The sequence below is a fragment of the Spirulina sp. LEGE 11439 genome, assembly GCF_059821285.1.
The window spans coordinates 16,664-29,344 of record NZ_JCAMRX010000017.1 but is presented as its reverse complement, the minus strand read 5'-3'; the positions used below and the strand labels follow the sequence as shown (position 1 = coordinate 29,344).

General features: G+C 41.3%; 15 protein-coding genes. 9 read left to right on the top strand and 6 right to left on the bottom strand.

Features of this window, described 5'->3' with window-relative positions:
- Positions 1 to 86: 86 nt before the first annotated feature.
- Positions 87 to 827 (top strand): DsbA family protein, encoded by a 741-nt coding sequence (locus AC6RV6_RS13495; protein ID WP_500241374.1) that lies wholly within the window; start codon positions 87 to 89, stop codon positions 825 to 827.
- 8 nt (positions 828 to 835) lie between these two features.
- Here the strand turns inward: AC6RV6_RS13495 and AC6RV6_RS13490 are convergent, their stop codons facing one another.
- Positions 836 to 1,465 carry a TetR/AcrR family transcriptional regulator gene (locus AC6RV6_RS13490; RefSeq protein WP_500241432.1) on the bottom strand — a complete coding sequence of 210 codons (630 nt, stop codon included), beginning with the start codon at positions 1,463 to 1,465 and terminating at the stop codon, positions 836 to 838.
- 188 nt (positions 1,466 to 1,653) lie between these two features.
- Here AC6RV6_RS13490 and fraC point away from each other — a divergent pair, with 188 nt between their 5' ends.
- Positions 1,654 to 2,202 (top strand): filament integrity protein FraC, encoded by a 549-nt coding sequence (gene fraC, locus AC6RV6_RS13485; RefSeq protein WP_500241373.1) that lies wholly within the window; start codon positions 1,654 to 1,656, stop codon positions 2,200 to 2,202.
- Positions 2,199 to 3,107: a DUF5357 family protein gene (locus AC6RV6_RS13480; protein ID WP_500241372.1), complete on the top strand. Its 909-nt coding sequence runs from the start codon at positions 2,199 to 2,201 to the stop codon at positions 3,105 to 3,107. Before fraC ends, AC6RV6_RS13480 begins: the two co-directional genes overlap by 4 nt.
- Here the strand turns inward: AC6RV6_RS13480 and AC6RV6_RS13475 are convergent.
- The 3 genes from AC6RV6_RS13475 to AC6RV6_RS13465 all read right to left on the bottom strand — a co-directional run bounded on the left by AC6RV6_RS13475 (position 3,094) and on the right by AC6RV6_RS13465 (position 5,331).
- Positions 3,094 to 4,404, bottom strand: a complete 1,311-nt coding sequence (locus AC6RV6_RS13475; protein WP_500241371.1) for a recombinase family protein — start codon at positions 4,402 to 4,404, stop codon at positions 3,094 to 3,096. The genes AC6RV6_RS13480 and AC6RV6_RS13475 overlap by 14 nt on opposite strands.
- 25 nt (positions 4,405 to 4,429) lie before the next feature.
- Positions 4,430 to 4,792: a VOC family protein gene (locus AC6RV6_RS13470; protein ID WP_500241370.1), complete on the bottom strand. Its 363-nt coding sequence runs from the start codon at positions 4,790 to 4,792 to the stop codon at positions 4,430 to 4,432.
- A gap of 206 nt (positions 4,793 to 4,998) precedes the next feature.
- Entirely contained in the window at positions 4,999 to 5,331 is a 333-nt protein-coding gene (locus AC6RV6_RS13465) for a DUF3155 domain-containing protein (protein ID WP_500241369.1), read from the bottom strand.
- Positions 5,332 to 5,490: 159 nt separating this feature from the next.
- On the opposite strand from AC6RV6_RS13465, the gene AC6RV6_RS13460 reads away from it, so the two are divergent.
- Positions 5,491 to 5,739 carry a hypothetical protein gene (locus AC6RV6_RS13460; RefSeq protein ID WP_500241368.1) on the top strand — a complete coding sequence of 83 codons (249 nt, stop codon included), beginning with the start codon at positions 5,491 to 5,493 and terminating at the stop codon, positions 5,737 to 5,739.
- 44 nt (positions 5,740 to 5,783) lie between these two features.
- The gene (locus tag AC6RV6_RS13455) at positions 5,784 to 7,118 is read left to right on the top strand and encodes a GAF domain-containing sensor histidine kinase (RefSeq protein ID WP_500241367.1); all 1,335 of its coding nucleotides are present in this window, start codon (positions 5,784 to 5,786) and stop codon (positions 7,116 to 7,118) included.
- Positions 7,119 to 7,174: 56 nt separating this feature from the next.
- Here AC6RV6_RS13455 and AC6RV6_RS13450 read toward each other — a convergent pair whose 3' ends face one another.
- Positions 7,175 to 8,035 (bottom strand): tetratricopeptide repeat protein, encoded by an 861-nt coding sequence (locus tag AC6RV6_RS13450; protein ID WP_500241366.1) that lies wholly within the window; start codon positions 8,033 to 8,035, stop codon positions 7,175 to 7,177.
- Between the two features lie 113 nt (positions 8,036 to 8,148).
- On the opposite strand from AC6RV6_RS13450, the gene AC6RV6_RS13445 reads away from it, so the two are divergent.
- Positions 8,149 to 9,360, top strand: coding sequence for a DUF790 family protein (locus AC6RV6_RS13445; protein ID WP_500241365.1), 1,212 nt, complete (start codon positions 8,149 to 8,151; stop codon positions 9,358 to 9,360).
- Positions 9,361 to 9,372: 12 nt separating this feature from the next.
- A complete protein-coding gene (locus AC6RV6_RS13440) occupies positions 9,373 to 9,951 on the top strand; it encodes an STM3941 family protein (protein ID WP_500241364.1) in 579 nt (192 codons plus the stop codon).
- Between the two features lie 8 nt (positions 9,952 to 9,959).
- Here AC6RV6_RS13440 and AC6RV6_RS13435 read toward each other — a convergent pair whose 3' ends face one another.
- On the bottom strand, positions 9,960 to 10,850 hold the full coding sequence (locus tag AC6RV6_RS13435) for a tetratricopeptide repeat protein (RefSeq protein WP_500241363.1): 891 nt from the start codon (positions 10,848 to 10,850) through the stop codon (positions 9,960 to 9,962).
- Positions 10,851 to 10,943: 93 nt separating this feature from the next.
- On the opposite strand from AC6RV6_RS13435, the gene AC6RV6_RS13430 reads away from it, so the two are divergent.
- Both AC6RV6_RS13430 and AC6RV6_RS13425 read left to right on the top strand, forming a co-directional pair.
- Positions 10,944 to 11,531, top strand: coding sequence for a GNAT family N-acetyltransferase (locus AC6RV6_RS13430; RefSeq protein ID WP_500241362.1), 588 nt, complete (start codon positions 10,944 to 10,946; stop codon positions 11,529 to 11,531).
- Between the two features lie 71 nt (positions 11,532 to 11,602).
- Positions 11,603 to 12,607 (top strand): ABC transporter substrate-binding protein, encoded by a 1,005-nt coding sequence (locus AC6RV6_RS13425; protein ID WP_500241361.1) that lies wholly within the window; start codon positions 11,603 to 11,605, stop codon positions 12,605 to 12,607.
- Positions 12,608 to 12,681: the final 74 nt, after the last annotated feature.

Below are 12,681 nucleotides of genomic sequence, written 5' to 3'. Positions count from 1 at the left end.
GGGAAACTTTGACTCTTAAAAGGGGTAAGGGTAAGGTTTAAAAGAAACATTTTGAATTCAACAGTATTTTATTGCGCTTTAGGATTATGCTCAACAAAATCAAGAAATTTATTCCGTTCTTACTCATCTGCTGGTGGTGTTTAGGTTTGGTCGGTTACGCGTTGCCTGCTCGTGCGGACAATACTAACCGACTAGAAGAGCAGGTTTTAAATATTATTCGCAATCATCCCGAAGTCATTGTCGAGTCGGTACAAAGTTATCAACATCAACAACAGCAACAACAAAAAGCCGTTCAAGAAGCTGTTTTACAGCAAATGAAGGTGAATCCGCAAGCCTTTATGGGTGAGTCTCCGACCCGAGGAGCAAAAGACTCAGAAAACGTTCTCTTTATGTTCTCCGACTTTCAATGCCCATTTTGCTCTTTGGCCAGTGAAACCGTTAAAGAATTTGTGGAACAATACGGCGATCGCGTGACTCTCGTTTACAAAAATCTTCCTTTGGGCATTCATCCTCAAGCACCAGAGGCGGCCTTAGCGGCTTATGCTGCCCAGCAACAAGGCAAATTCTGGGAATATTATGATGGTTTGTTTGCCAATCAAGAAGACTTAGGGGAAGAGTTATATCAAGAACTTGCTGAAAATTATGATTTAGATTTAGAACAATTCGATCGCGATCGCCAAAGTTCTAACGCCCGAGATGCGATCGCTGCAGATATCCAACTGGCGCGATCGCTCTTAATTCAAGGAACGCCCTTTTTTGCCTTTAACGGTGAATCCTTCAAAGGTGCCGTCGATCTCGCCGTCTTTGAAAGTGCATTAAACCCTTAACAAACGCATTATCCTTCTTTTGCGAGTACCCCCTGCAAAAAAATATCGGCAATGCCTTCGGCCATCTCTTTCATCGATTCTGGGGAAGCCTCGGGATCGATAATGGTTTGGTCGGAAAATCCCGCTACTGCAAACATGCCCAAAAACACTTGAGCGACAATTTTAGGATTCATCTTGCGGTAAATTCCCCGTTCCATTGCCGTCTCAAAAAAGGCTTCGGCTACATCTGTCATTTTATCGATAATCTCCGACTGAATGCGATCGCGCAGCTCGGGATGAAATTGTGCCTCCATAAAACAGACTCGCATCAGATCGTGACTTTCCCGCATTCGCAGCATTCGCCTTCGCATAACCTGCGCGACCGCTTTGTAACTCCCCATTTCACTCAATTCTGTCAGCAAGTCCGTGAGAATTTCTACCCATCCTCGTGTCGCTACTTCGACTAAAATTGCCTTTTTATTGGCAAAATGACGAAATAACGTTCCTTCTGCTACATTTGCCGCCGATGCTAAATCTCGAGTCGTCGTGCCATCATAACCTTTACGGGCAAACAAGCGTTGTGCGGCTTGTAAAATTCGAGCGCGGGTACCCTCTTCTGCGGATTTTTCGATCGCGGGTCGTTTCTGAAAAACTGCCATAGCTTTATCGTGCATGGGGGTCTTATTCAGGCTAACGCTTTTTGCCTTTGATGCGAGCAATTACTGTAAAACCTTCATAAAAATTTCGTTTCTTCTCTAGAATCGAAGAGATGAAATCAACAATCTGCAAACCCAAATCATGACGGATCTAATCCGCATAATTACCGATCGATCCTTTGTTCTCTGAGATGTCTCTGACTATTTTACCGCTTCCTCTCATTATTTTACAGGTTCTTACGCTCTGTATCAGTATTGCGATTGAAGCAATCGTTCTGCGACAAAAGTTAAGGTTAACTCGCAAACAAAGTATAGAATTCTCCATTTCGATTAATCTGTTATCAACGATCGCCTTATGGCTGATCTTTTTTATTTTTCAAGCTCTCGCACCGGAAAGCGAGAAATTACATCTCATTAGTATTATTTTCTTCAATAATTTTAATGATCTTAATCGTTGGACTACTGTTTATCCTGTACTAACTATTGTCCTGACTATGATGTTTTCGTTAGTTGTTTTTGTGGAATTTAGAGCGTTACAAATTTTCCAAGCAATTTTGCGAATTTTTTCCGAGAAACACGAGCAATCTCAATCTGAATCTTTACCTTTAATTAATCGAATTAATACAGCAATTCTTGAGGTAAATCCTAACACTTTCTTGACAATTTTTCAAGCAAATCTTTTCAGTAATAGTATCATTGCCTTACTAATTATCTTTTTAAATAGATATGGAATAAGATGAAAGAGCTTTTTAAAAAAGTTTGGCTAACTTTCCAACCGCCTCGCGCTTATTGTTGGCAAACTTTATTTCGCTTGAGTTTATTTTCTGCGTTGATGTCCGCGATCGCGAGAGGATTTATCGGAGAAGTTATCGCAATTATCGGTTATTTGCTCTTAATTATTAGTATTGCATGGCTGGGAATTGAAAATCGCTGGCAATCTACTCCTTGGATTGTGGCCGCATCAATTTGTTTATTCTTCTGGGGATTGTTCAAGATCGAGCCGCAAATTCTAATTCTTTTCTGGTTTCCTCTCTCTGCGATTATTGCCGCTTTTGCAAGTTTTATTAGTCGCAATCTAGAGTTTAAGTTTCCCGATCCGAATAAAGGACAAGGAATTTTTATTTTATTAGAAATACAAATTTTGCTCGCTTGTTGGGTGCAGTTTTATTTCCTGTGCAACTATTGGCTGCAACAATATCCTAGCCTTCTCGTTGAAGATTTTAGCGAGAGTCAGTTTATTGTGGGCTTGGATTTTTCTTCTCCATCTCAGCAGCGAAGTCGGTTAATTCTGGAAGGAATACGACCTTTACTGGAACGAAAAATTAACGATCGTCCTTGGATGGAAATGCAGAAATGGTTGCAAGACAGCGATCGCAAAAATTTTCTACCTAAGCTTCAGAAACAAGTTTTAGAACAACTCAATTCTCTTTCTGAAAGTTCCCTGTGGGACATTGAATCTCAATGGTCTGAAACAGCATCGGGATATCAATTTAAACTGGTCGCTCAATGGCTCGGTCCTCGCTCTAATGCAACCCTTGAAAACGATCGCGATCGTGCCGAACTCATTTGCGACATTCGCCAAGAAGACGATCTCGCTCGAGTCACTTGTAGTTTCTCGAAAAATAGCCGTTTTACGAAAAAATAAAAACTAATTCGAGCTGCCATTGTTGCTCGCGATCGCGGATAATTGTAATCTGGTGGATAAATTCGCGAAAATAAAAGCGACGCTCGGATTCTGATAAATCCCACCAAAATTGAGGCAAGGAAATTTCTTGCGCGATTGGTTTTAAATTATCGGGAGGAAGTTGGGCAAGAGTTTGTTGCAGTCGAGCTAATTCTGCTCGCAATTTATAACTGCGGAGAGCGGCTGTGTCGCGATCGAGAATCCCTTGCGCTTGTAAATCGGGGATCTGCTGCAAAATTGCTTCTCTGCTCGCCATTTCTGCCGCGATCGCGTTTTTGGGATTGAGTTTATCGGGTATATTTAAACCAGAAATCCCTCGAGGTAATTGTTGACAGATTTGGGCAATCGTTTTTTCTAAAACATCGCCATAAGGAATGGCTTTACATCGATGTTTTTGAGGACAATTTACAGGGCGCAAATACAAATATTCCTTAATATTTCTGCGAGCAGTAACGCGGGTAATTGTATAGTGAGCGTTACATTCGCCGCAGATTGCCAAACCCGCCAAAGAACGCGGCGCACTGGCAGTCCGAGGGGGTAAGCGACTGTTTCGCCGCAATAAGCGATCGATTTGTGCGGCTTCCTCGCGGGATAAAATTGCAACATGGGTATTGGGAATAATATCTCCGTTATGATATTGGGTATCACCGCGATAAATGGGATGGGTCAACCAACGGCGACCGGTGGTCACAGAAATTTTTTTGCCGTATTTCTTTTCTAGATAGCGGACTGAACCTCGCAGGGAACTGTAAAGTAGATAATTCTCGAAAAAATCTTTCACCACGGGAGCTGTGGAACGATCTAAGATGTAACGGTCTTTTCCCCGTCGATATCCATAAGCCGCTTTACCGGGAGGAGGTATGGCTTTGATGCGGTTGCGGGCATGGCCTTGACGAATGCGCCGACTATTACCTTCGCACTGCACTTCTGCCAAGATACAAGAAAGGCGATCGCGAGATGAGTCTCTATCTTTTGGCTCGGGGGTCTGATAATTCTGTTCCGTCGCAATAATTTTAATTCCCGTTTCCTCGAGTTGCACGACGAACTGTACGATGGTTGCGAGGGTCTCTCCCAACTCATCCAAGCGACGCAAGAGAAGATAATTAGGGGGATTTTTTTGACAATCTTGCCAGAATTGTTGCAATTGAGCGCGATCGCCTAAATCTCGATACACGCGATCGACTTCCGCCCCCCAAATATTGGTTTCGGGAACTGCTTCGATGGTGGGATCGGCGTAAATATAAGCAACAATTCTCACTTATTTCTCTCTTGTTGCACTTTCCCTACAATTGGTTGACTTCAATTACATTACCATCGGGATCTTGTATAAAAATCGCTGCACGACCGGATGAACTCTTTTGCATTGGCCAGTTTTCAGCTTGTAATCTTTGCTCGAGTTCGTCTAAACGATCGACATTAAAGGCAATATGGGCATTTCGTCCCCATTTGTCGCGATTATAGATAGACCCCGGAAATTCTGCGTTGACAATTAAATGAATTTGATAATCTCCGACTTGATACCACGCTCCCGGAAATCTTAACTCTCTTTCCACAAGAGGAAGGCTCAAAAGCGTCCCGTAAAAATGTTGAGCGCGATCGAGATCGGCAACGAGTAGGGCGGTATGCAAACATTGAGTAATTTTCATAGACTCGAAAAAAGGCCGGCCAGACAAATGCAATCTTACTTTACCGAATTGTGGTAAGGTAAGATTGCATTGTAACGTACTGCTCTTGAGAGCTAGATCGTGTTAGGCTACAATTTCAAGCTAAGATTGAGCTTAAATGATTGAGCTTAGATTGGAAATCTAGTTTTAAGCATTTAGCTTTAGGGATTTATCTTGCGAATAACCTGCTAATGGCTTGCCAGAGCCAGAGAGGGTTTGACTTGTTTCTTTTGCGTAACTTGGGGAGCAATGCTTCTCAAGCTGGGGAAGAGAAAGTGATTTTCTTCTACATATTGAGCACCAAATAACCCTTTTTCCGCCCAAAAATAACGATCTGTAGTATGCTCATTCCGCTTTACAATTAATAATGCAGGTGGAACAATGCTTCTAGCAGAGATATATTTGCGGGCTGCAGTAACGGGTTTATCCTCGCCACTTTCGAGGTTAAATTGCGGCACTAGCTCTAAAATCTTACGCCCCTCTTGACGACGGCGACTTTTACGCTTGCGTTTTCTGGCCAATTCTGTCTACCTCCTCTTCTCGAACTTAAGTTTTAAGACTTGATTTGGGTTCTCAGTCTTGTATACTCGATCTGTAATCCTAGCTACAAAACCGTCGCCAGTATATCTGCTTTTTTTCAAAAAATCAAGGGGTTTTGCCAAAATAATAAGTTTGGATGAATGCAGTCACAAGAAATTCTTATCTCAAGCATACTCATCTTAATTGCAAGTAAGATGAAATCCAATACAATTGCGAAAATGAGAAAATTATTCTTTATTTGTCCTAAATCTTATCATTTTTTAATAAAATTAACAAGAGGTTCTCTCGGTATTGATTCGGCATTCTCTGCGATCGCGCTTGATGCTACAGCAGAGTTGGAGACAACGATAAAGCTAGAGGGAGTTGGTGCAAGGGAAATAAGAGACTAGACCTTATCTTCCGAGAGAGATCGCTTATTGTGATTGAGATTGTCATGTTCATTCGCCCGAGTTCTGAATTTATTGCCCTGTGTCAAGCTCAGGTTTATGTCTTAGTCCAAGGACTCGGTGCAGCTTGGTGTGCGGTTTATTTAACGGAAAAATGGGTAGAAGGAGTGAATCCCAATTTGCTTCCAGTGGTCGTTTACCCCGAAGCAAGCATTGTTCGTTATTCTGAAAAACAATCTGACGGTTTGAGGGCTGAATGGCAACAACCCGATCTTTCCTTACCGCTTTGTTTGCCTCAATCTCAGCGATCGCTAGGTGACACCAACAATCAAATTGCCGATCTTAACCCAGAAGCCGAGTTTGTGGAAACGGGAAGTTCGGTAAACGATCTGTGGGGAAAGCGGCAACTGATGTTACCTCTGCTTTACGAAGGGGAAGTTTTGGGGGTATTAGTGGCACGGCGGAACGATCGCGAATGGGAAGCAGGAGAATTAACGCAAATCGAACATATCGTCCAAACTTTAGCGATCGCTCGCTTTCTCGATCGCCAGCAGGTTTGGTCAAAGGAACAACTCTTACAACAACAACGCCGGATCGCCGCACAACGCGATCGCTTTGACGATCTCTTACACCAATTTCGCAACCCTCTGACGGCATTGCGAACTTTTGGTAAGTTACTGCTGAAGCGACTCTTACCAGAGGATCGCAATCGCACCGCGGTCGAAAATTTGCTGCGAGAAAGCGATCGCCTGCAAGCCATGCTCAAGCAATTTGACGTTTATCTGGACGAAATGGGTCAAGATGCTGTAACTCTAGAGCCTCCAGCAACACAGAAATTATTGTCGGCGGAAAGTTCTGTTTCTCCTCTCTCTCTTTTACCCGAAGCTCGCTTAAATATTGAAGATTTAGCGATTGCAGATATTTTAAGTCCCCTGTTGCAATCGGCCGCCGCGATCGCTGGCGATCGCGGTTTAGAATTCCAGACAGAAATTCCAGAGGATTTGCTGCCCATTCAAGCTGATGCCAATGCCCTGCAAGAAGTATTCAATAATGTACTCGATAATGCCCTTAAATATACGCCTTCTGGGGGTCGAGTCAGCGTGGAAGCCGGATTGGAGCATGAAAATGGACTCCTGCAAGGCGTTGTCATTCGCGATACAGGATATGGCATTCCAACCGGCGATCGCGAGCGTATTTTTGAGCGTCACTATCGAGGGATACAGGCAGAAGGCGAAATTGAAGGGACGGGGTTAGGTTTGGCGATCGTGCAAGGTTTAATCGCAGAAATGCACGGGAAACTTGAAGTCTCAGATAATTCACAAACGCGCGATCCAAATTCTTGCCCCGGTACTGCGTTTACGATCTGGTTGCGGTTGGCATAGATTAAGTTTTTTGCATTTACTCAACCTGCTTTTTTTGTAATCTCTTTTGGTTTAATTCAAAGCATTTGTTTGAACTTTGCAATAATAATGTTAAATTCTTCATTGTTTCTCATTTTGGTAAAAATAATTTTGGATTCAGCCAAAGGTATATATTTATCTGGTCTCAACATAATGGCTTGTTCTAAGGTTCTGAGCGTTCCGTTCAGATCGTCCAATAAAGTATAACAAATTGCCTGTTCGTACCACAGGAGATCGTTCTCAAAATCCAATTCTAAAGCATGATTATAACTCAAAATTGCCGAGAATAAAGAACCTTGCTTTTGCAAAATATTTCCGCGTTGATACCAAGACCAACAATCATTAGGTTTAAGTTTTAAGGCACGTTCATAAAATAATAATGCTTGCTCTAAATTTCCCATTTCTCGATAAACATCACCTTGCCGATAAATTGACCAAAAATCATCGGAGCGGAGAGTCAAGGCTTGTTTAAAACAAGCGATCGCATCTTCATAATGTTTGCTTTTTCGCCATGCTTCTCCTTGTTTATAATAACTCCAATAATCTTCTTTTTTTATCGTTAAGGCGTGCTGAAAATAAGCGATCGCTCGTTCGTATTGTTGCAATTCTTCTAAAGCAATACATCCCATATCATACCAAGACCAATAATGATAGGGATTTATGGTTGATGCTTGATAATAGCTTTCTAAGGATTCCCCATAGCGGCGCATTTTCTCTAAAACTCTGCCGCGATGATACCATATTTCATAGTTATCGGCATGGTATTCTAGCGCTTTTTCATAATAGGTTAAAGATTCCTCATAATAACCGCGATCGTGCAGTTCTCGGCCTTGTTCGTACCAATCTCGATATTGTTCTAATTGTGCTTCTAATAATCGCTCGCTAGGATAATTCATCATTATCGTTCTATTATTGGTGAAATTTCTGCTTTAAATTTATTCGCGATCGCGAACCTCAAGGGGTATCATAGTTTATAATTCATACCTTATTTTGTTTTAGCGATCGGTTAGCAATGTTACCGAGCGACCTTCTCAGTTATCGCATGAATGGCGAAGCGATCGCCCCTAAACGCCTGACTCTCGATGCAAAAGCGATCGGCTTGGCAGCCGAGCAAATTGAATGCTTTCAAAATTGTCTGGGTAAAACCCAAGGAAACCTCGATCACCAACTTCGCGACTTAGAAGGAGATAGTCCTGATTATCGCGTAAAACGGGGACTGGCTCATCTCCTGAGAAATAGTTTTTCAACTTTTGAAATTGTCAGTCCCCTCGAGCCACAATTATTACGGCAACGTGTATTTTCTCATGCGGTGGCAACTCCTCCCCTTCCCAACAATCGCAATCCGAGTTTAGAATCTTTGGCGAGTATTTTATCGCAAGAACTCAATCGAGAAGTTTTACCCGCCGAAATTCAAAAAGGACTCTATGCAGATTTGCAAGAAAATCGTATTCTAACTGAATTTGAAACTCCTGCCCCCGATAGCTTAATTCATCGTTATAATTTGTCGCAAGTGCAAGGGATTTTTTATCGTGCGAGTGAAGTAACTTTAAATGCTCATCGTAATGTTCCGGGAGAGTATAAACTCTTATTTCGCTATCTAAAGCTATTTCAACTCATGTTTTATATCGAAGGAGATGTAGAACATGGATTTACCATTACTCTCGACGGCCCCACCAGTTTATTTAAGTCTAGCACGCGTTATGGATTAGCTTTTGCTAAGATGCTACCAGCCTTACTTCACGTGACAAAATGGAGCTTAAAAGCAGTTTTAGAGCATAAAGATTTCTATACGGGAGCAAAAAAGAAGGGGGTTTTTGCCTTAGACGATCGCTGTAATTTAGTGACTCATTATGCTCCGGGGAAGCCCTACGATAGTATGATTGAAGAATCTTTTGCCAAACGATGGGAAAAAACAAAAACTGAGTGGGTTTTAGAGCGAGAAGTGAATCTAATTCCTATTCCGGGCAGTGTCATGATTCCTGATTTTCGTTTAGTCCATCCCGAGGGAAAAGATTATATTTTAGAAATTGTTGGCTATTGGCGACCGGAGTATTTACGCAAGAAATTTTCTCAAGTTCGTCAATCGGATGTCGATAATTTAATTTTAGCCATTTCCGAGCGTTTAAATTTGGAAAAATCAGGAATTAAAATGGAAAATGTTCCCGCAAAAGTTATTTGGTTTAAAGATAAGTTATCGCCAAAATCAGTTCTAGAAGTCTTATAAAAAAAGAGGAAAATGGATTTTGTCAAGAAAGAGCAAGAAAAATTAATAATTTATCCCAATCAAATGAGAATTGCGATCGCTTCTTTGATTACTGCTTTGACGACTTTATTCTTTTTCGGGTTAATTGGAGTATCTTTAGAGCATGCCGATCCCAGATTCTTAGATTATGCGTTCGGAATTTTGCTGGCTTCTTATTTTGGTTATTTAACGGTTCAGCATTGGATTTATTTATTGAAAAATAGAAATAAACCTGCTTTGATTTTAGATGAAACCGGAATTTGGGACAATACTTTATTTTCTCAAGTTGGAGCGATCGCATGGCAAAATATAGAAGAAATTTTCATCTACGATCTGCAACTTAAAAGCGGCGGGAGAGAGCGATCGCTAGGAATTATTCCCAAAACAGGTCAAGTATCTTTACAGCAATTCCCCTTGTCTTGGCACGCAAGAAAAGTGGCGATCGCTGCTTTTTTTCGTTTTCCCACAACTCAAACTCCAATTAATATTCTTCTCAAAGATTTACAATTATCCGATTCTCAAGAATTCGAGAGAGAAATTCAAGATATTTTAGAGAAAATCAAACATCATTAAACAAAGATTTAACGCGATTCTGGAGTAAAGCTACGCAGTTTTTTCTCTAAATTCTGTAAGCGATCGCGAGCAAAAAGATTATCGGGATCGAGTTGTAATGCCTGATAATAAGAACCAATCGCCTCGATATTTCGTCCTAAATTTTCTAACACAATTCCTCGATCGATCCAAGCATTCACAGCACTGCTATCTCCCCAATAATTATCATTTCCTTGCAGTGCGCGATCGATAGAAGCCAATCCTTCGCGATCGCGTCCTAATGCAATTAATGCTTTACCTCGACCGTACCATGCTCCCGAGTGATAAGATTGAATTTGTGTTGCGCGATCGTAGGCTTGAAATGACTCTGCAAATTGCTTTAAAAGCCCAAAAGATTGACCCAAACTCAACCAAACTTCTGTCGGATTCATGCCTCGCCAATCTTCATTAACTTCTAAGGCGCGATTGTAAGAAACGATCGCTTCTTGAAATCGCCCTCCGTCGTTTAAAATAATACCGCGATTAAACCAAATAAATGAAGAATTGGGCTGAATTTGGGCAGCGCGATCGTAGGATTGAAATGCCTCATCATAGCGTTTGAGAATCCAGAATATAAAGCCGCGTTGCAGCCACGCATCGGTAAAATTAGGATTGAGTTGGATGGCGCGATCGAAGGTCATTAAAGCCTGTTGGTATTGCCGCTCTCCGAATAATTCTAAGCCTTCTCTATACCATGTTATCGCATCTTCAGACTGTAATTGAGCGATCGCAAAAGAAGAAAATTCTTCTCTATTAATTCGATCGGGGTTTTGGGAAACTGCGATCGCAGGATTTGCAGCAATTCCAAACAATAAACTAAAACAGGTTAGTTGCGCGATCGCTTTGGCATTTTGAAAGCATTGCATGAGATGTTCAAGCATTACAAAATTTTAAGAGAGCTTTGTTATGATTAAATTTATAGTACAATAATTATATAAATTACCCTGTAAATAAGATTATTAATTTTTTCCATAATGAAACTTCCCGATCGTTTAGAAACAATACGGTTAATTTTACGCCCTTGTTATTTAAAAGATTATCCAGACTATCTCGAATTTATGCAGGACGAAAAAGCAACTCGATATTTAGCTTTTTCTCCAGAACAAAAAACTGAGATAGGAGCAAAACAGCTATTCGAGTTTGTTATCGAGTCTTATCAATCTGATAATCCCATGTTTGTCTTAGCAATTTGTCTTAAAGAAAGCGATCGCTATATCGGTTCTTGCGGATTAAATCTATTAAACCACCATAAAGCAGAATGTTACTATACATTATTATCAAAATATTGGAGACAAGGTTATGGAACAGAAGCCACCTTTTCACTCTTAAATTATGCTTTTCAAGAGCTAAAACTGAATAAAATTATTGCCTGTGTTAGCGAAAATAATCCGGCTTCTTGGCACGTTGCTGAAAAAGTAGGAATGCACTATGAGAAAATAATAGAGGCAAATCCGGAAAAGTATCGCGATCGCGGCAGGCAATATGCGATCCCTCGAGAGGAGTTCCTAAAAAATGCTGAGCGAGATAGTCTTGAAATTTCTCGATCGCGAAAACTAGAGTAATATAAATTTAGATCGCTGACTTGAGAAGCGATCGCTTTTTACCTTTTCGCGAAAAAAGGAACGAAATTACCGTGAAAATCCCTTTAAAATCTGCCTTTATTACCGCACTTTTAGCAGCAGCATTGTTAGGATGCGGACAATCCTCAGAAAATACGGATACGTCAACCTCAGAAGATAAAACCGGCGAAAAATTTATTGCCATTACCCAAATTGTCGAACATCCTGCTCTCGATGCAACCCGAGAAGGAGTTAAAGACGAATTAGAAGAAGCAGGATTAAAAGAAGGAGAGAGCTTAAAATGGCAGTGGGAAAGCGCCCAAGGAAATGCCAGCACCGCCGCACAAATTGCCAGTAAATTTGTTGGCGATAGTCCCGATGTTATTGTTGCGATCGCGACTCCTTCCGCGCAAGCTGCCGTTTCTGCATCCGAAGATATCCCCGTTATTTTCACTGCAGTTACGGATCCGGTGGGTGCAAAATTAGTAGAAACAATGGAAAAACCGGGAGGATTAGTAACAGGAGTCACCGATCTTTCTCCAATTGGCGAACAATTGGATTTAATCAAAGAAATCACACCAGAAGCTAAGCGCATTGGCGTACTTTATAACGCCGGGGAAGCTAATTCTGTTAGCTTGGTTGAATTGTTAAAGAAAGAAGCAGAATCTCGCAATTTAGAAGTTATTGAAGCTACTGCCGCACAATCAAGTAATGTAGCAACAGCAGCGCAAAGTTTGATCGGGAAAGCTGATGTCATTTATGTTCCCACGGATAATACGATCGTATCGGCTTTAGAGGCAGCAATTCAAGTCGCAACCGAGAATAAAATTCCGCTTTATGCCGGAGATACAGATTCCGTTGAACGCGGTGCGATCGCATCACTGAGTTTCAACTATTATGATGTTGGCAGACAAACGGGAAAAATTGTTCTTGAAGTGCTGGAAGGCAAAAATCCCGGTGAAATTGCCGTGCAATCTGTCGAGAAATTGCAATTATTTATCAATCTCAAAGCAGCAGAAGCAATGGGAGTGGAAATTCCTGAAAGCGTAAAATCTAGGGCTGAGAAAACGATTGAATGAGATAATAAAAATGCAGGTTGAATTTCTCAACCTGCATCAAAGACTTTAGAAAAACTGATTAAGCATTTCTTGAT